This is a genomic window from Micromonospora aurantiaca ATCC 27029, assembly GCF_000145235.1.
In the GTDB taxonomy this organism is placed as follows: domain Bacteria; phylum Actinomycetota; class Actinomycetes; order Mycobacteriales; family Micromonosporaceae; genus Micromonospora; species Micromonospora aurantiaca.
Genome location: NC_014391.1, coordinates 874,125 through 891,733, shown reverse-complemented (window position 1 = coordinate 891,733; position 17,609 = coordinate 874,125). Strand labels below are relative to the sequence as shown.

Genomic DNA, 17,609 nt, shown 5'->3' with positions numbered 1-17,609 from the left:
GCTTGCTGAGACGGACATTCCCGGATTACCGGTCGTCAACCGGCAACCGGTTTGCGAGACGTTGCGTCGATCGACAAGGCTGGGCATCATGCCTGCCGCCTCGACGACTCTCCGCGTGCTCGCCGCCTCGGTCATCGCGTCGCTCTCGGTCACCGGCTGTCAGGCCCTGGACGACGCGAACGTCGCGCTCGGTCGCGCCGACCTGGTCAACGACCTCGCCGCGCGGATGGACCGGGCGCTGGAGCAGACCTGGGCCGCCGACTACCAGATCGACGGCGGCCGGACCGCCTCGATCGCGCAGACCAAGAAGCCGCTGCGGTCCACGTACACCTGGCCCGGCGGCAAGATCACGGTGACGCAGGAGTCGGTGACCCGGTGCGCGAGCACGGCCGCCCGTACCTCCTGCACCGTCTCGCCGCCCGTGCTCACCGCGGGGAAGCCGTCGGTGATCGTCTACGACGAGGCACGCAAGCAGGGCCTGGTCACGCCGCCCGCGGTGATCCGGCTGCTCACCGAGGCGGCGCTGGCGCCGGAGGCGGTCATCGAGCAGAGCGACACCACTCTCGCCGGACACCACGCCACCTGCGTCGACGTCACCCACGACGGGGAGCGCTTCAACGCCTGCGTGACGAACGAGGGTGTGCTGGGAAGCTTCTCCGGCACGCTCGACGGCAAGCCCACCGAGGTGACGCTGAGCCGCTACACCGAGAGCGTCGAGGCGGCCGCGTTCGCGGTCCCGGACGGCGCCGGCGTGGTGGACCGCCGCCCGTCCACGTCGTGACCCCGCCCGGGTTCCTGCCTGCTGCCGATCACGGGCGGCCGCCGGAGCCGGACGACCTGGCGCTGCCGGTGGCCGGACGGAAGCTGCTGACCGGCCCGGACGAGCAGCCGCTGCGGATCGGCGCGCTGCCCGGCGACCTCGCCTGGATCCCGGTCGGCACGCTCGACGGCGTCCCGGCGTGGGCGGCCGAGGTGGCCGATCCGGAGTCGCTTCCCGGCCCGTGGCGCGGCTGGCGCGGCCTCGCCGCCGAGCTGCCCGCACCCCGCGCCGACCTGGCCGGACGGGCGCTCGCCGTGGTCACCTGGCGGCGTACCCACAGGTGGTGCGGCGCGTGCCGGGCCGAGCTGGCCGACGTGCCGGGCGAGACCGCGCGGCGCTGCCCGGACTGCGGGCTGACGGTGTTCGTGCCGCTGTCCGTCGCGGTGCTGACCGCGATCACCCGCCCCGGCCCGGCCGGCGGCGTCGACGAACTGCTGCTGGTCCGGCACGCGCAGGGGCCGACGCAGCTGTGGGCACTCGTCGCCGGGTTCGTCGAGGCGGGCGAGTCGCTGGAGGCGGCGGTGCACCGCGAGGTCGCCGAGGAGGTCGGCCTGACGCTGCGGCGACCGGTCTACGTGGACAGCCAGCCGTGGGCGCTGTCCGGGCCGGGCACGCTGCTCGCCGGTTTCACCGCCGAGGTGACCGACCCGGCCGCCGAACCCGTCGTCGACGGCATCGAGCTGACCGAGGCGCGTTGGTTCCCGGTGGATGCGCTGCCCGCCGAGCTGCCGCCCGCGTACTCCCTGTCGCGCTGGCTGATCGACGCGGTCGCCGCCGGGCGGTGACCGCCGGCCGGGTCGCCGCCCGGGCGGTGGCCGTCACACCCCCAGCAGTGTCCGCAGGTGGCGCGGCGGCGGGCAGTCGTGCGCCAGCATGGCGTCGTGCCAGTCGCGCACCGTCACGCCGTCCGGCCGGGCGGCGGCGATGTCGGCCATCTCGCTGTAGCCGACGAAGTACGTGGAGAGCTGCGTCGAGGTGAGCAGCGCCCGCCGCCACTTGCCGGCCGCCTCGCCCTCCTCCTGGAAGCCGCGCCCGGTCATCAGCGCCATCGCCTCGGACTCGGGCATGTCGTCGCAGTGCACGAGCTGGTCCAGCAGCGCGTTGATGGTCATCCGGAGCTGCATCTTGAGCTGCTGCAACCGCACCGGCAGCCCGCCGAAGCCGAGCCCCGCCATCAGCTCCTCGGCGTAGACCGCCCAGCCCTCGACGAACACGCCCGACTCGGTGAGCGCGCGTACCCGGGTCGGGCCGTCGTACCGGCGGGCGTGGGCAAGCTGGAGGAAGTGACCCGGCATCGCCTCGTGCACGGTCAGGTTGCGGATCATGTGGTCGTTGTACTCGCGGTAGAACGACTCGACCCGCTGCGCCGGCCAGTCCGCCGGGGTGGGCGAGATGCAGTAGAACGTCGGCACGTCGGCCGTCTCCAGCGGGCCCGGCGAGTCGCAGTAGGCCACCGCCACGCCGCGCGCGAACTCCGGCATCTCCTGGATCACGCACGGGTCGCCGACCATGCTGACCAGGTCGTGGTGGCTGACGAAGTCACTCGCCTCGTCGAGCGTGACCGAGGCGAGGTCGACGATCGTGGCGTCGTCCGGGTGCTCGGCGGCCAGCAGGTCCAGCGCCCGGCGTACCGTCTCGTCGTCGGCCGGACCACCGACCAGCTCGACCGACGCCGCGCGGATCTCCTCGGTGACCCGGTCGAGGTTGGCCCAGGCGCGGCGCTGCACCTCGGCGGCGCTCAGCTCGGTGTCGAGCGTGTGCCACAGCCGCGCCTCCCACCGCCGCCGGCCCAGCCGCGGGTCACGCCCCGGACCGGCGTCCGCGGCCAGACCCTGCCGCAGCCAGGCCACGAACTCCTCCAGCGCGGCGATCGCCTCGCTGGCCGCCGGGCCGACCCGATCGCGCATCGCCGGCGCCTCGGCGAGCAACCCGGGAACCTCGTCGCGGATCAGCGCCGCCGTACCGGCGAACTGCCCGACCGCCGTCTCCGCGTGGACCCGCGGCATGTCCCGCAGCGTCGCGCGCGCCGTCGACAGCGCATCGGGTACGGCCGACAGACGCCCGACGAGACTGGTCAGGCGCTCCTCGGCCGGGGCGAAGGGACGGGCCAGCAGGGCGTGCAGCAGCGGCCCCGGATTGTGGCGCAGCGGATCCCACTCGTGGCCGCGGATCTCGGTGGCCTCGAACAGTCCCCTGTCGACGAGGCTGGTGAGCAGCGCGTGGTCGACGCTCTCCGCCACGTCGAGCGCGTCCGGGTCGATTTCCGCGAGCGCGTCGGCGGCGTCCTTCAGCATCGCCTGGTCGGCGGCGAGGGCGTCGGCGGAGAGATCGGGCAGCCGGTCGTCGTAGCGGTGATCCCCGGCGGAGGTGGCCAGCCCGGGCCGGCTCTCCAGCAACGCCTCCACGATCCGCTCCGCAAGCGGCCCGAACGACTCCATCCCCCGACCCTACCGATCACCCCGCCCACTCTCCCGCCTCCCCGCCCCCGTTGATCAAGGAGTTCGTGTCCCCGCCCGAGCCCGCCCCCGGCCCAAACCCCTTGATCACCGCCGCGAGTCCCCTGACAGGCCATCGCCTGGGTGCCGGTTGGTCGGCCGCGAGCGCGCCTCACCCCGAGGCCGGCGTAGATCTTGGACGGAAACGGCCCCTATAGGGGCACTTTCGTACCAAGATCTACGGCGATCCCGGGATGCGGGCGACGAGTCTCGCCTGCCGGGAGGGGCGCGGCTGGGCATGGCTGGCGAGGTCCGGCCCGGCAGCCGACTCGGCGATCTTGCACTTTGTGCCCGGGCAGAGGGGGCATTTGCGGCACCGCTCGGGCCGAAAGTGCAAGATCGCGGGGAGAGGGCGGGGCAGGGTGAGGCGCGGGGGGGTTAGGCGGGGTTGGTGGGGGTGGGGCGTTCGGCGGCTCGGATCGCTTCGGCGTACGCCAAGGTGGCCCGCCGCAGCGCGGCCTCCGGGTCGATGCCGGCCTGCCGGGCGGCGGCGACAGTGGCCAGCAGGCTCGCGCCGAGCCGGGCCTCCGGATCCACCTGCGACTCGGCCAGTGGCGGCGGTACGGCGAGGCCCACCCGGCCGGCCCGGTCCAGGATCTTCGCGGCCAGGGAGAGCGCGGGCTGGCTCAGCGCGATGCCGTCCAGCACCGAGTCGCGGGTCTTCTCGGTCCGCTTGATCCGTTCCCAGTTCGCCTCGATCTCCTCGATCGAGCCGGCCGGCTCACCGGAGAACACGTGCGGGTTGCGCCGCACCATCTTGTCGACCAGGGTGCCCGCGACGTCGTCGACGGTCCAGCTCTTGCCCTCCGGCAGGTTCTCCGCCAGCCGGGCGTGCAGCAGCACCTGGAGCAGCACGTCGCCCAGTTCCTCGCGGAGCGCGTCGGTGTCGTCGGCGCTGATCGCGTCGTACGCCTCGTAGCACTCCTCCAGCAGGAAACCGGCCAGGCTGCGGTGGGTCTGCGCCCGCTTCCACGGATCGCCGCCCGGGGAGGCCAGCCGGTCCATCACCTCGACCGCGTCGAGCAGCCGGGCGCCGGGCGGATCCCACGAGCCGTACATCAGCTCCAGTTCGGCCAGGCCGGGCTCGCGGGCCAGCCGCAGCCCCAGCTCACGGGCCAGCGTCTCGTCGCCGGCCGGACCGGCCAGCCACACCGCCCCGCCGTGCGCGGCGGCGGCGTCGAGCAGCGCCTGGGTCGCACCCTCGGTCACCACGCTCACGTCGGCGCCGGCCATTCGGACCGCACGGGTCAGCTCGCTCTCCGCACCGGCGAGGACCGGGGCGGAGCGTACGGCGTCCCAGGCGGCCGAAGTCAGCAGGCCGGCGGGCAGCCGGGGTGAGGTGACGAGCAGGACGATCCGCGCGGTCATGCGGCTCCGGGAGCCGGGGAGCCGGAGGCCGGCGCCTCCGGAGTCGAGATGTCGGTGACCGGACCGTCCTGGTCGACGTACGGCAGGGAGTAGAAGACGAACGACTGGCCGGTGTTGACCAGCGACGGCACGCCCGTCACGCCGAACCGGGGGTTGACGCGGACGTCCGACTTCTCGGCCTGCTCCTGCAGCGCGCTGCTGAGCGCGGTGGCGGTGCGGACGAACCCGGCCTCGCCGAACGCCTGCCGCACCTGGTCGATGCTCAGGCCCGGCTGGATCGCCCCGGTCTTCTCGAGGGCGTGGTAGACGGCCATCAGGGACTCGTCGCTGAGGTCGGCCGGGGGCAGGCTCTGCTGGAGCGTGCCGGAGAGGTCGACCCACTCGCCCCACAGCTTCGTGTACTCGGTGGTCGCCGGCATGCGGAGCGCCTGCTGGATCTGCTCCGGGGAGATCTGGTCGGTGACCTGGAGGCCCTTGTCGGCCGCCACACGCTTGCCCAGGTCGATCGCCACCAGCAGGTTCAGCACGTCCTGCCGGGTCACCGAGGACCGCAGCTCCGCCGGCGACGGCGTCTGCGGGGACTGGCTACGGACGGCCTCCGCGTACTGCCGCTGCGCGTCCTCGTAGATCGCGTCGACCCGGTCGACGGAGTACCGGCTGTCGCCGACGTAGGCGGCGACGTCCGGGGCGGAGCGGCCACAGGCGGCGAGAGAGAGCGCGGCAAGGGCCGCGACGCTGACGGCGACGAGGGAACGGCGAGCACGCATGAGGGTCACTCTCTCACGCCGAGTACCGGCCTGTGACTCCGCCCACCTCATCGCGCGCCCGCCCCGGACCGGGCGGCACCGGCCAGCTCCTCGGGCTTGCTGTGTCATCGTCCGCTCGCCACTGCGGGGCTGGCAACACCGGCCAGCTCCTCGGGCTTGCCGAGGACGTCGGCCAGGAGCTGCCCGCACCACTCCAGCAGCGCCTGGTCGCGCAGCGGCTCGCCGCCGATCCGCCGGGTGCTCGGCCGGGGCACGCTGACCTGGTCGAGCGCCTGCTTGTAGACCGAGTCCGGGTGGTAGCGCTTGAGCCGCATCTGCTTCGAGTCGGGCAGCGGCAGCGGGCCGAACCGGATGTGCTTGCCCTGCATCGACACGTCGGTCAGCCCGTAGCGGCGGGCGAGCAGCCGGAACCGCGCCACCGCGACCAGGTTCTGCACCGGCGCGGGCGGCTCGCCGTACCGGTCGGTCATCTCGGCGACCACCTCGCGCAGACGCTCGGAGTCGCGGGCCTCGGCGAGCTTGCGGTACATCTCCAGGCGCAGCCGCTCCACCGCCACGTAGTCGTGCGGCAGGTGCGCGTCGATCGGCAGGTCGACCTTGACCTCCGCCTCCTCCTCCTGCTGCTCGCCCTTGAAGGCGGACACGGCCTCGCCGACCATCCGGACGTACAGGTCGAAGCCGACGCCCTCGATGTGGCCGGACTGCTCGCCGCCGAGCAGGTTGCCGGCGCCGCGGATCTCCAGGTCCTTCATCGCCACGTACATGCCGGCGCCGAGTTCGGTGTGCTGGGCGATGGTCGCCAGCCGCTCGTGCGCGTTCTCGGTGAGCGGCTTCTCCGGCGGGTAGAGGAAGTACGCGTACGCCCGTTCCCGGCCACGGCCGACCCGGCCGCGGATCTGGTGCAGCTGGGCCAGGCCGAGCAGGTCGGCGCGCTCGACGATGAGGGTGTTGGCGTTCGGGATGTCGATGCCTGATTCGACGATCGTGGTGCAGACGAGGACGTCGAACTCCTTCTCCCAGAAGCCGACCATCACCTTCTCCAGCGCCTCCTCGCCCATCTGGCCGTGCGCCACCGCGACCCGGGCCTCCGGGACCAGTTCCCGCAGCCTGCGGGCCGTCTTCTCGATCGACTCGACCCGGTTGTGCAGGTAGAAGACCTGACCGTCGCGCAGCAGCTCACGGTGGATGGAGGCGGCCACCTGACGGTCGTCGTACGCCCCGACGAACGTGAGCACCGGGTGCCGCTCCTCCGGCGGGGTGGCGATTGTGGACATCTCCCGGATGCCGGTGATCGCCATCTCCAGCGTGCGCGGGATCGGGGTGGCCGACATGGCGAGCACGTCGACCGAGGCGCGGAGCGTCTTCAGGTGCTCCTTGTGCTCGACGCCGAACCGCTGCTCCTCGTCGATGATGACCAGCCCCAGAGACTTGAACCGGGTGGCCGCCTGGAGCAGCCGGTGGGTGCCGATGACGATGTCGACGGTGCCGGCGGCGACCATCTCCAGCGTCTGCTCGGACTCCTTCGGCGTCTGGAACCGGGACAGCTGCCGGATCGACACCGGGAACTGGCTCATCCGCTCGGCGAACGTGTTGTAGTGCTGCTGCACCAGCAGCGTGGTCGGCACCAGCACGGCCACCTGCTTGCCGTCCTGCACCGCCTTGAACGCCGCCCGTACCGCGATCTCGGTCTTGCCGTAGCCGACGTCGCCGCAGATCAGCCGGTCCATCGGGACGGTCTGTTCCATGTCCCGCTTGACCTCCTCGATGGCGGCCAGCTGGTCGGGCGTCTCCTGCCAGGGAAAGGCGTCCTCCAGCTCACGCTGCCACGGGGTGTCGGGACCGAAGTTGTGCCCCTTCGACGCCTTGCGCGCGGCGTAGAGCTGGATGAGCTGCGCGGCGATCTCGCGGACCGCCTTGCGGGCCCGCGCCTTGGACTTCTGCCAGTCCGAGCCGCCCATCTTGTGCAGCGTGGGCTGCTCACCGCCGACGTAGCGGGAGAGCTGGTCGAGCTGGTCGGTGGGGACGAAGAGGCGGTCGCCGGGCTGGCCGCGCTTGCTCGGCGCGTACTCGATGACCAGGTATTCGCGGCTGGCGCCGTTCACCGTGCGCTGCACCAGCTCGACGTACCGGCCGATGCCGTGCTGCTCGTGCACCACGAAGTCGCCGGCCTTCAGCTCCAGCGGATCGATGGTGTTGCGCCGCCGGCTGGGCATCTTGCGCATGTCGCGGGTGGAGGTGCCCCGGCCACCGGTGACGTCGTTGCCGGTGAGCAGCACGAACTTCGACGCCTCGTCGACGAAGCCGGCGGTCAGGCAGCCGCAGGACACGAGCAGTTCGCCCGGTGCCGGTGCGGCGGGCACCTCCTCGGTGAGCCGGGCGCCGAGACCGGCGTCGCGGAGCACCTCGACGGCCCGCTGGGCGGGGCCGTGCCCCTCGAACACGAGCGCGATCGACCAGCCCTCACCGGCCCAGCGCTTCAGGTCGTCGACCACCCGGGCGGTCTCGCCGTGGTAGAGCGGGGCCGGCTGGGCGGCCAGGCTCACCGCGATGGCGTCGTCGGGGGTGACGTCGACAGCGGCCGGCTCGTCCTCCCAGGGCTGCCGGGCCGGCGCCGCGTCCGCCTCGACCAGGCCGAACGGCGCGAGCGTCCACCAGGGCTGGCGCAGGGCGCGGGCTGCCGTGCGTACCTCGGCCAGGGTCTTGAAGGCGGCGGCGCCGAGGTCGACCGGGGCCTGGCCGCCGACGGCGGCCGCGGCCCAGCTGGCCTGGAGGAACTCCTCCGAGGTACGGACCAGGTCGTGTGCGCGGGTGCGGATGCGCTCGGGGTCGCAGAGGAGTACGTGGGTGCCGGCCGGCATGCAGTCGACGAGCAGTTCCAGCGCGTCGGCGCCGATCAGGGCCGGAGCGAGCGACTCCATGCCCTCGACCGGGATGCCCTCGGCCAGCTTGTCCAGGATCTCGGCCAGCTCGGGGTGCTCGGCGGCGAGCGCGGCGGCCCGCTCCCGCACCGCCGGGGTCAGCAGCAGTTCCCGGCACGGCGGCGCCCACATCTGCGCCACGCCCTCGATGGTGCGCTGGTCGGCCACCGCGAAGGTGCGGATCTCCTCCACCTCGTCGCCCCAGAACTCGACCCGGGACGGGTGCTCGTCGGTGGGCGGGAAGACGTCCAGGATGCCGCCGCGTACGGCGAACTCGCCGCGCTTGGTGACCAGGTCGACCCGGGCGTACGCCATGTCGGTGAGCCGGCGGGCGACCTCCTCCAGGTCGGCCTCGTCCCCGGCGGCGAGCTGCACCGGCTCCAGGTCGCCGAGGCCCTTGAGCTGCGGCTGGAGCAGCGAGCGCACCGGCGCGACGACGACCCGCAGCGGCCCGGTGCGGCCGTGCGCGTCGGCGGCGTCCGGGTGGGCCAGCCGGCGCAGCACGGCGAGGCGCCGCCCGACCGTGTCGGATCGGGGCGACAGGCGCTCGTGCGGCAGCGTCTCCCAGGACGGGAAGACCGCCACCTGCTCCGGCGGCAGCAGGCTGCCCAGCGCGGAGGCCAGGTCGTCGGCCTCGCGGGTGGTGGCGGTGACCGCGAGCACCGGGCGGCCCGCGCCTCCGGCCGGCTCGTCGGCGGCGACCGCTGCCACCGCGAACGGGCGCAGCGCGGCCGGGGCGGTGAGGTCGAGCCCGTCGACCTGCGCGGCACCGGAGCGCGCCAGGTCACGCGCCCGGGCCAGCCCCGGGTCGGCCAGGGCGGCGGAGAAGAGTCCGGTGAGCATCAGTGATCACTTCCAGCGGATCGACACACGACGACGACCCCGCGTCCAGCCGGACGGGGGGTGCACCGTTCGAGCCTATCCCCCTCCACCGACGAACCGGGCCCGCCCGACGTTGGATCTTGACCGGCTGCGACCGGGCGTGGTGCGGTGGGCGGATGGTCGAGTATCGGACGGTCTTCGACGCCGAGGTGGTTTTCTCCAACGGTGGCGGTCTGCGCACCGACGGGTTCCGGCTGGACGTGCCGCACCCCGACGTCACCGACGACGAGGTGGCCGCGCTGCTGGTCCGGCACCTGGGGCTGCTCATGGTCGGCGAGGTACGGATCACGAACCGGACCGTCGTCGAGGAGCCGCACAAGGGCGGGCGCGGGGTGGCCGCCCCGGCCGGCGGCGGTCGGCGTGTCGTCGAGCTGAGTCACGTGATCACCGACGGCCTGGTCACGCTGCCCGGCTGGCCCGCACCGGCGATCAGCGAGTGGCTGACCCGGGAGGCGTCCCGGAGCCGGTACGCGCCCGGTGTCGAGTTCCAGGTCGGGCGGATCGACATGATCGCCAACACCGGCACGTACGTGGACACGCCGTCGCACCGCTTCGCCGACGGCCCGGACCTGACCGGGGTGCCGCTGGACCGCCTCGCCGACCTGCCCGGCCTGGTGGTACGCGTGCCGGCCGGTACGCGGGCGGTGGACCGGCTGATGCTCGCCCCGTACGACGTGGCCGGGTGCGCGGTGCTGTTGCACACCGGCTGGGACGCGCACTTCGGCACCGACGCGTACGCCGCACCGGACGCGCCCTACCTGACCGGTGACGGCGCCCAGTGGCTGGCCGAGTCGGGCGCGGCGCTCGTCGGCATCGACTCGATCAACATCGACGACATGACGGCGGCGGCAGCAGGTCAGCGCCCGGCGCACACCGGTCTGCTGGCCGCCGGGGTGCCGATCGTGGAGCACCTGACCGGTCTGGACGCGCTGCCGCCGACCGGCTTCCGGTTCACCGCCGCTCCGCCGCGGGTCGCCGGCATGGGCACGTTCCCGGTGCGCGCCTTCGCCGTCGTCGACGCCTGACCCCGCGCCGTCGGCCCGACGCCGCCGTCAGTAGCGCACGGCGATGCGGCGCTCGGCCGCGTCCACGCGGATCTCGCCGCCGTACGGGATGATCACCTGCGGGTCGGTGTGGCCCAGGTCGACGTCGAAGACCACCACCGGGTCGCCGGCGTAGGGGGCGAGCGCCGACAGGATCGCCGCCCGCTGGTCGGCGGCCCAGGCCAGCCGCTCCGCGACCGAGTGCGGCCGGTCGAAGTCCCACGCCTTGGGGCGGCCCACCACGATCGCCGGGACGGCGGCGAGCAGACCCCGCTCGCCCATGTTGCGCACGATCCGGAAGACCTCCTGCGCGGTGGGCATCTCCTCCGACGTCTCCAGCACCAGTACCGAGCCGGCCAGGTCGGCCGCGCGCGGAACGCGGTCGGCCGCCATCAGCCAGTGCAGGATCTCCAGGTTGCCGCCCCACGTCCGGCCCTGCACCACCCGGGCCGGGCCGTGCCAGCGCCAGCCCTCGGACGGGTACATCGGCGGCTCCTCGGCGAGCGTGGCCGGGTCGCGCCAGTCGCGCGGCTCGTCGCCCCACTCGGAAGCGGCGCTCAGCTCGTACCAGCCGGTGGTGAACAGCGCGGCGCGCAGCGAGTCGAGCGTGAGCGGGTGCGGCTTCCCGGAGCGCCCGAGGTGCACGAGCACGGAGCCGCCGTGGTAGCCGACGACGCCCAGCCGGTACAGGTGGTTGAGCACGTTGGTGTTGTCCGAGTAGCCGAAGTACGGCTTCGGGTTGGCCCGCAACACGTCGTCGTCCAGGTACGGGGTGACGGTGATCAGGTCGTCCCCGCCGACCGTCGCCAGCACGGCGGTGATCGTCGGGTCGGCGAACGCGGCGGTCAGGTCACGCGCCCGGTCGCGCGGGTCGGCGCCCATGACCCGAGTGGTCGGATACTCCACCGGTTCCAGCCCCAGCTCGTCGCGGAGCCGGCGCAGGCCCAGCTCGTACACGTGGGGGAAGAGACCCGGCAGGCCGGCGGAGGGTGAGACGACCGCGACCCGGTCGCCGGGCTGCGGTTTGGCGGGATAGACAGGCACCGTCATGGCCCGACGCTATCGGCCCGGGCCAGCGGTTTTCGCCCGACGAAACCCCATGAGCCGGGCATATGCCCGCAATAGGCTGAGGCCGTGGACGACGAGCCGGAGCTGCGTACCCGGGACTGGCTGCCCCGCACGGCGGCGCTGATCCTCGGCACCCTGGCGCTGGCCAGCGCGTTCATCGCCGCCTACGTCGGCGCGCTGCACAAGCCGGACCCCCGCGACGTGCCGGTCGCCGTCGTCACGAGCGACCAGCAGGCCCAGGCCGTGATGTCCGCCGTCCGCGCCCGCACGGACACGATCAAACCCGTCGGGTACGGCAGCCGCGACGCCGCTTCCGACGGTCTCACCGACAGATCGGTGTACGCGGTGCTCAGCTCCGCCCCCGACGGCGGCCTGACGCTCGCCACCGCCAGCGCGGGAGCGCCCGCCGCCACCGAACTCGTCACCGACGTGTTCACCGAGGCGGCCCGGCAGGCCGGGGTGCCACTGGAGGTCACCGACGACGTGCCGGTCTCCGCCGACGACCCGCGCGGCCTGGTCCCGTTCTACCTGGCCGTCGGCGTGGTGCTCGGCGGCTACCTGGCGTCCACGGCGCTCGGCATCTCGCTCGGCACCAGCCCGCGCGACCTGCGCCGGGCCGGGCTGCGGATCGCCACGCTCGCGGTGCACGCGATCCTGCTCGGCGTCATCGGGGCGATCCTGGTCGGGCCGGTGCTCGGCGTGTTCCCCGATCAGGTGGCGACGGTGGCGGTGGTCGGCGCGCTCGCCGCGTTCGCGGCCGGGATGGTCGCCGCCGCCGTCCAGGGCTGGCTCGGGCTGCTCGGCACCGGCATCGTGATCCTGCTGCTCGTCGTGCTCGGCAACCCCGGTTCCGGCGGCATCTACGCGCCCGAGTTCCTGCCGCCGTTCCTGCGCGGGATGCACCGCTGGAACGTTCCGGGCCTCGCCACCGACCTGTTCAAGTCGGCCATCTACTTCGACTGGCGCGGCGGCGGCTGGGCACTGACCGGGCTGCTGGTCTGGGTGGTCGCCGGCCTGGCCGGCCTGCTCACCGCGACCGTGTTCCGGGCACGCCGCCGGCCGAAGGCGGGACGGCACGCCGTCGAGCGGGGCTGACCGACGGGCCGTCCCAGAGTGCAGATCATCACGCCGTCCCCCTCCTGTCCGCCGGGGCCGCGCGGATACCATCCAGAGGAGTCGGACAGCGCTGTCCTTCGTCCTCGCGTAAGGAGCGCAACCGTGACCGACCAGCACGACCACGACGGCCCCGACGCCGCTCTCCGGGCCGACATCCGCCGCCTCGGCACGCTGCTCGGGCAGACCCTCGCCCGGCAGGAGGGCCGCCCGCTGCTCGACCTGGTCGAGGAGATCCGCGCCCAGGTCCGCTCCGACGTACCGGCCGCGGCCCAGCGCCTCGCCGGGCTCGACGTCACCACCGGCACGAAGCTGGCCCGCGCCTTCTCCACCTACTTCCACCTGGCGAACATCACCGAGCAGGTGCACCGCGCCCGGGACCTGCGCCGCCGCCGGGCGACCCACGGCGGCTGGCTGGACCAGGCGGCCAAGATGATCGCCGAGCGCGGCGTACCGGCCGAGGAGATCGCCGCCGCGGCCCGTCGGCTGGCCGTACGACCGGTCTTCACCGCCCACCCCACCGAGGCGGCCCGCCGGTCCATCCTGTCCAAGCTGCGCGCCGTCGCCGACGAGCTGGACACCGAGACCGCGAACGCGATCCTGTACGGCGCCAGCGACGAGGGCCCGGCGAACCGCCGCCTGGCCGAACTGCTCGATCTCATGTGGCAGACCGACGAACTGCGGCTGGACCGGCCGGACCCGACCGACGAGGCGCGCAACGCGATCTACTACCTGCGCGACCTGTACGCCGAGGCCGCGCCCCAGGTCCTCGACGACCTCGCCGACACGCTGCGCACGCTCGGCGTGGAGACGTCGCCGACGTCCCGCCCGCTGAGCTTCGGCACCTGGATCGGCGGTGACCGCGACGGCAACCCGTTCGTCACGCCGGTGGTCACCCGCGAGGTGCTGCGCATCCAGCACGAGCACGGCATCGCCGCCACCGAGAAGGCGATGGACGAGCTGATCACCGAGGTCAGCGTGTCCCGGCGGCTGCGTGCGGTGTCGCTCGACCTGTCCGCCAGCCTCGCCAAGGACCTGGACGCGCTGCCCGAGGTGGCGCCCCGGTTCCGCCGGGTCAACGCGGAGGAGCCGTACCGGCTCAAGGCGCGGTGTGTGAAGGCGAAGCTCGCCAACACCCGGGAGCGGCTGCGTGCCGACACCCCGCACGTGCCGGGGCGGGACTACCGGGGCTCGTCCGAGCTGATCGCCGACCTGGAACTGCTGCGCGCGTCGCTGGCCCGCAACTCCGGCCAGCTCACCGCCGTCGGGCGGCTGGCCTCGGCCATCCGTACGGTGTCCGCGTTCGGCCTGCACCTGGCCACCATGGACATCCGGGAGCACGCGGAGAAGCACCACGAGGTGCTGGCCCAGCTCTACGAGGCGGTCGGCGAGGTCTCCGACTACCCGGCACTGTCCCGGCTGGAGCGCACCAAGCTGCTCGCCGACGAGCTGACCGGCCGGCGGCCGCTCTCCACCCAGGACAGCCCGCTCACCGAGTCGGCCCGCAAGACGTTCGACGTGTTCGCCGCGATCCGCGAGGCGCAGGACCGGTTCGGCCCCGAGGTCATCGAGTCGTACATCATCTCGATGACGCTCGGCGTCGACGACGTGCTGGCCGCCGTGGTGCTGGCCCGCGAGGCCGGCCTGGTGGACGTGCACTCCGGGCGGGCCCGCATCGGCATCGTGCCGCTGCTGGAGACCCCGGCCGAACTGAACGCCGGTGGCGAGCTGCTGGACGAGCTGCTGTCGCTGCCCGCGTACCGGGCGCTCGTGGCGGCCCGGGGCGACGTGCAGGAGGTGATGCTCGGCTACTCCGACTCCAACAAGGAGGCGGGCATCACCACCAGCCAGTGGTCCATCCACCGGGCGCAGCGCTCGCTGCGGGACGTGGCCGCGCGGCACGGCGTGCACCTGCGGTTGTTCCACGGCCGCGGCGGCACCGTCGGCCGTGGTGGCGGCCCCACCCACGACGCGATCCTGGCTCAGCCGTACGGCACGCTCGACGGCGCGATCAAGGTGACCGAGCAGGGCGAGGTCATCTCCGACAAGTACACGCTGCCGGCGCTGGCCCGGGAGAACCTCGAACTGACGGTGGCGGCGGTGCTCCAGGCCACGCTGCTGCACACCGCGCCCCGGCAGCCGGCCGAGATGCTGGAGCGCTGGGACGCGGCGATGGACGTGGTGTCCGAGTCCGCGTTCCGGTCGTACCGGTCGCTGGTCGAGGACCCGGACCTGCCCGCGTACTTCTGGGCCTCCACCCCGACCGAGCTGCTGGGCGCGCTGAACATCGGCTCCCGGCCGGCGAAGCGCCCGAACACCGGCGCCGGCCTGTCCGGCCTGCGCGCCATCCCGTGGGTGTTCGGCTGGACGCAGACCCGGCAGATCGTGCCGGGCTGGTTCGGCGTGGGTTCCGGTCTGGCCGCCGCGCGGGCGGCCGGGCTGGCCGACGTGCTCGCCGAGATGAACCGGAACTGGCACTTCTTCCGCACGTTCCTGTCGAACGTCGAGATGATGCTGACCAAGACCGACCTGACCATCGCCCGGCGGTACGTCGAGACGCTGGTGCCGAAGAAGCTGCACCCGATCTTCGACAAGATCGAGCAGGAGTACGAGCTGACCAAGCAGGAGGTGCTCGCGGTCACCGCCGCACCGGCGCTGCTGGACAACTCGCCGGTGCTCCAGCGCACGCTCGCCGTGCGGGACACCTACCTGGAGCCGCTGCACCACCTCCAGGTGGCGTTGCTGCGGCAGTACCGCGAATCCGGCGCCGCCGGGCGTGCGGTGGTGACCGCGCCGGGTGGGCGGCGTGCCCCGAACGACGGTACGGCGCTGGAGCGGGCGCTGCTGACCACCGTCAACGGCATCGCCGCCGGCATGCGCAACACCGGCTGAGATGTAAGGAAGGGCCCCCTCTTAACGCCTCGTGCATAAGAGGGGGCCCTTCTTAACGCCTGCGCCCGGCGCGCCGCGAGCGGTGCCCGACGCGAGCGGCGCCCGACGCGGCGGCGCCTGGCGCGGCGGCGTCGACTAGAAGTCGCCGCCTAGAAGTCGCCGCCGCCGAAGTCACCACCGAAGTCCCCGCCGCCGAAGCCACCGAAGTCGCCGCCGCCGAAGTCGCCACCGGCGTAGTCACCACCGCCGCCCGTGTCGCCGCCGCCCATGTCGCCGCCCTGGTCGCCGAAGTCCTGGCCGTCGCCGAAGCCCTCCTGGTAGCCGGCGTCGTACCCGGGGTCGGCGAACGCGGGTGAGAACAGCGCGTCCGCGATCAGGAGACCGCCGACCACACCGACGCCCGCGCCGAGCGCGGTCTTCCACCACGGCGTGGAGTACCAGCCGGCCGGCACCGGCCGCCCCTGGAACCGGCCACCCGGGTAGTAGTAGGGCGTCGCGTTCCCCGGCTGCGGGCCGGCCCGGAACGTCTGCCCCTGCACGTCGACCTGGCGCTCCTTGGTGAGCGCGCCGGCGCCCTGGGCAGCGGCGAGCGGCGGCAGCTCCGGGCCCGGGTCGATGCCCATCGCGGTCCGCGCCGCCCGGATGTACGCCAGCCCCTCCAGCGCGGTCTCCCGGGCCAGCCCGAACTGGCGCGGCGTGGTCGCCTGCTCCAGCTGCGAACCGGCCGCGTTGTACCGCTCACCGGCGTCGGCGAGCGCCTGCCGGACCGCCGGAGCGTCGCCGTGCAGGTTCATCAGCTGGCCGCCGAGCCGCTCGTACCAGCGCTGCGCCTCGGCGCGGGCGTCGGCCAGCTCGTTCGCCCGGCGCGATCTGCTCCCCCTCCGCCAGAACACGAACGCACCTCCGAGCAGCAGGATCGGGACCAGCCACAACGCGAACTCCATGACTCGAACGTACCCACCGGGCGCTCGTCGTACCCGTTTGGCAAGCTCTTGGCCATGAGCTTTGCGACGCTGGCCGTGGTGGTGCTCTGCCTCGCCGCGGGCGGCGCGGTGGGCTGGCTGGCCGCGCGGGCGCGCGCGGCGGCCGACATCGCCCGCCTGGAGGCGACACTCGCCGCCACCCAGGCCGGCGAGGGCCGGCTGGAGCAGTCCATGCGGGCGCTCAGCTACGAAGCGACGGCGCAGTCCCAGGAGGCGGTGGCCCGCGCGGTCGCGCCGCTGCACGACACGCTGCGCCGCTACGAGCAGCGGGTGGCGGAGCTGGAGCGGGACCGCGTCGACGCGTACGCCGAACTGCGCGAGCAGGTGCGGTCCATGAGCGCCGTCTCCGGCGAGCTGCGCACCGAGACCAAGCAGCTGGTCGCCGCGCTGCGCGCACCGCAGGTGCGGGGCCGCTGGGGCGAGCACCAGCTCCGCCGGATCGTCGAGGCCGCCGGCATGCTCGAACACTGCGACTTCAGCGAGCAGGTCACCGCCGCGACCGACCACCAGGGGGTACGCCCCGACCTGGTGGTGCGGCTGCACGGCGGCCGGACGGTGGTGGTGGACGCGAAGGCGCCGTTCGACGCGTACCTGACCGCGATGGAGGCGCGCGACGAGCGGGGGCGCGACACCCACCTGGACGCGCACGCCCGGCACCTGCGCGCGCACGTGGACGGCCTGGCGGCCAAGTCCTACTGGTCGGCGTTCGACCAGACGCCCGAGTTCGTGGTGCTGTTCGTGCCGGCGGACCCGTTCCTCGACGTGGCACTGCAACGCGACCCGTCCCTGCTGGAGCACGCGTTCGCCCGCAACGTGGTGCTCGCCACGCCGGCCACGCTGGTGGCGCTGCTGCGCACCGTCGCCTACTCGTGGCGGCAGGAGGCGCTGGCGCGTAACGCCGCCACCGTCCACTCGCTGGCCCGCGAGCTGTACGGGCGGCTGTCCACACTGGGCGACCACGTGGGCAAGCTCGGCAGTTCGCTGAGCGGTGCGGTGACGGCGTACAACCGGGCGGTGGGGTCGCTGGAGGCGCGGGTGCTCGTCAGCGCCCGCAAGCTGGCCGAGCTGGGCGTCTCCGACGACGAGCTGGCCGCGCCGGCGCAGGTCGAGCTGGCGCCGAGGCAGCCGCAGGCACCCGAGTTGCTGGGCACGCCGTCCACATCGGCCGAAAGGTCGACGGACGTCGACGCCTAACACGGCACGCGCGGTGACGTAGACCGATCCGTGTCACGGACTGATCACAAACCGAGGCCGGGTAGT

General features: G+C 73.4%; 12 protein-coding genes. 6 read left to right on the top strand and 6 right to left on the bottom strand.

Annotated features, from left to right (window positions below):
- Positions 1-88: 88 nt before the first annotated feature.
- A complete protein-coding gene (locus tag MICAU_RS04435; RefSeq protein ID WP_013284092.1) occupies positions 89-781 on the top strand; it encodes a hypothetical protein in 693 nt (230 codons plus the stop codon).
- Positions 778-1,605 carry an NAD(+) diphosphatase gene (locus MICAU_RS04430; RefSeq protein WP_013284091.1) on the top strand — a complete coding sequence of 276 codons (828 nt, stop codon included), beginning with the start codon at positions 778-780 and terminating at the stop codon, positions 1,603-1,605. The genes MICAU_RS04435 and MICAU_RS04430 overlap by 4 nt, the downstream gene beginning before the upstream one ends.
- Positions 1,606-1,638: 33 nt before the next feature.
- Here the strand turns inward: MICAU_RS04430 and MICAU_RS04425 are convergent, their stop codons facing one another.
- The 4 genes from MICAU_RS04425 to mfd form a co-directional block, all read right to left on the bottom strand.
- Positions 1,639-3,258 (bottom strand): DUF885 domain-containing protein, encoded by a 1,620-nt coding sequence (locus MICAU_RS04425; protein ID WP_013284090.1) that lies wholly within the window; start codon positions 3,256-3,258, stop codon positions 1,639-1,641.
- A gap of 435 nt (positions 3,259-3,693) precedes the next feature.
- Positions 3,694-4,683, bottom strand: coding sequence for a nucleoside triphosphate pyrophosphohydrolase (locus tag MICAU_RS04420; RefSeq protein ID WP_013284089.1), 990 nt, complete (start codon positions 4,681-4,683; stop codon positions 3,694-3,696).
- A complete protein-coding gene (locus tag MICAU_RS04415) occupies positions 4,680-5,450 on the bottom strand; it encodes a hypothetical protein (RefSeq protein WP_013284088.1) in 771 nt (256 codons plus the stop codon). The genes MICAU_RS04420 and MICAU_RS04415 overlap by 4 nt, the downstream gene beginning before the upstream one ends.
- 104 nt (positions 5,451-5,554) lie before the next feature.
- Complete coding sequence (gene mfd / locus MICAU_RS04410; RefSeq protein ID WP_013284087.1) at positions 5,555-9,211, bottom strand: transcription-repair coupling factor; 3,657 nt, start codon at positions 9,209-9,211, stop codon at positions 5,555-5,557.
- A 155-nt stretch (positions 9,212-9,366) separates the two neighbouring features.
- Between mfd and MICAU_RS04405 the strand changes: the two genes are divergently transcribed.
- Positions 9,367-10,275, top strand: a complete 909-nt coding sequence (locus MICAU_RS04405) for a cyclase family protein (RefSeq protein ID WP_013284086.1) — start codon at positions 9,367-9,369, stop codon at positions 10,273-10,275.
- Positions 10,276-10,302: 27 nt separating this feature from the next.
- Here MICAU_RS04405 and MICAU_RS04400 read toward each other — a convergent pair whose 3' ends face one another.
- Positions 10,303-11,343 carry a S66 family peptidase gene (locus MICAU_RS04400; RefSeq protein WP_013284085.1) on the bottom strand — a complete coding sequence of 347 codons (1,041 nt, stop codon included), beginning with the start codon at positions 11,341-11,343 and terminating at the stop codon, positions 10,303-10,305.
- Between the two features lie 84 nt (positions 11,344-11,427).
- Here MICAU_RS04400 and MICAU_RS04395 point away from each other — a divergent pair, with 84 nt between their 5' ends.
- Entirely contained in the window at positions 11,428-12,456 is a 1,029-nt protein-coding gene (locus MICAU_RS04395; protein ID WP_013284084.1) for an ABC-2 transporter permease, read from the top strand.
- 123 nt (positions 12,457-12,579) lie between these two features.
- Positions 12,580-15,366 (top strand): phosphoenolpyruvate carboxylase, encoded by a 2,787-nt coding sequence (gene ppc, locus MICAU_RS04390; protein WP_013284083.1) that lies wholly within the window; start codon positions 12,580-12,582, stop codon positions 15,364-15,366.
- A 149-nt stretch (positions 15,367-15,515) separates the two neighbouring features.
- Here the strand turns inward: ppc and MICAU_RS04385 are convergent, their stop codons facing one another.
- Positions 15,516-16,310 carry a hypothetical protein gene (locus MICAU_RS04385; protein ID WP_013284082.1) on the bottom strand — a complete coding sequence of 265 codons (795 nt, stop codon included), beginning with the start codon at positions 16,308-16,310 and terminating at the stop codon, positions 15,516-15,518.
- 54 nt (positions 16,311-16,364) lie between these two features.
- Between MICAU_RS04385 and MICAU_RS04380 the strand changes: the two genes are divergently transcribed.
- Positions 16,365-17,543 (top strand): DNA recombination protein RmuC, encoded by a 1,179-nt coding sequence (locus MICAU_RS04380; RefSeq protein ID WP_013284081.1) that lies wholly within the window; start codon positions 16,365-16,367, stop codon positions 17,541-17,543.
- Positions 17,544-17,609: the final 66 nt, after the last annotated feature.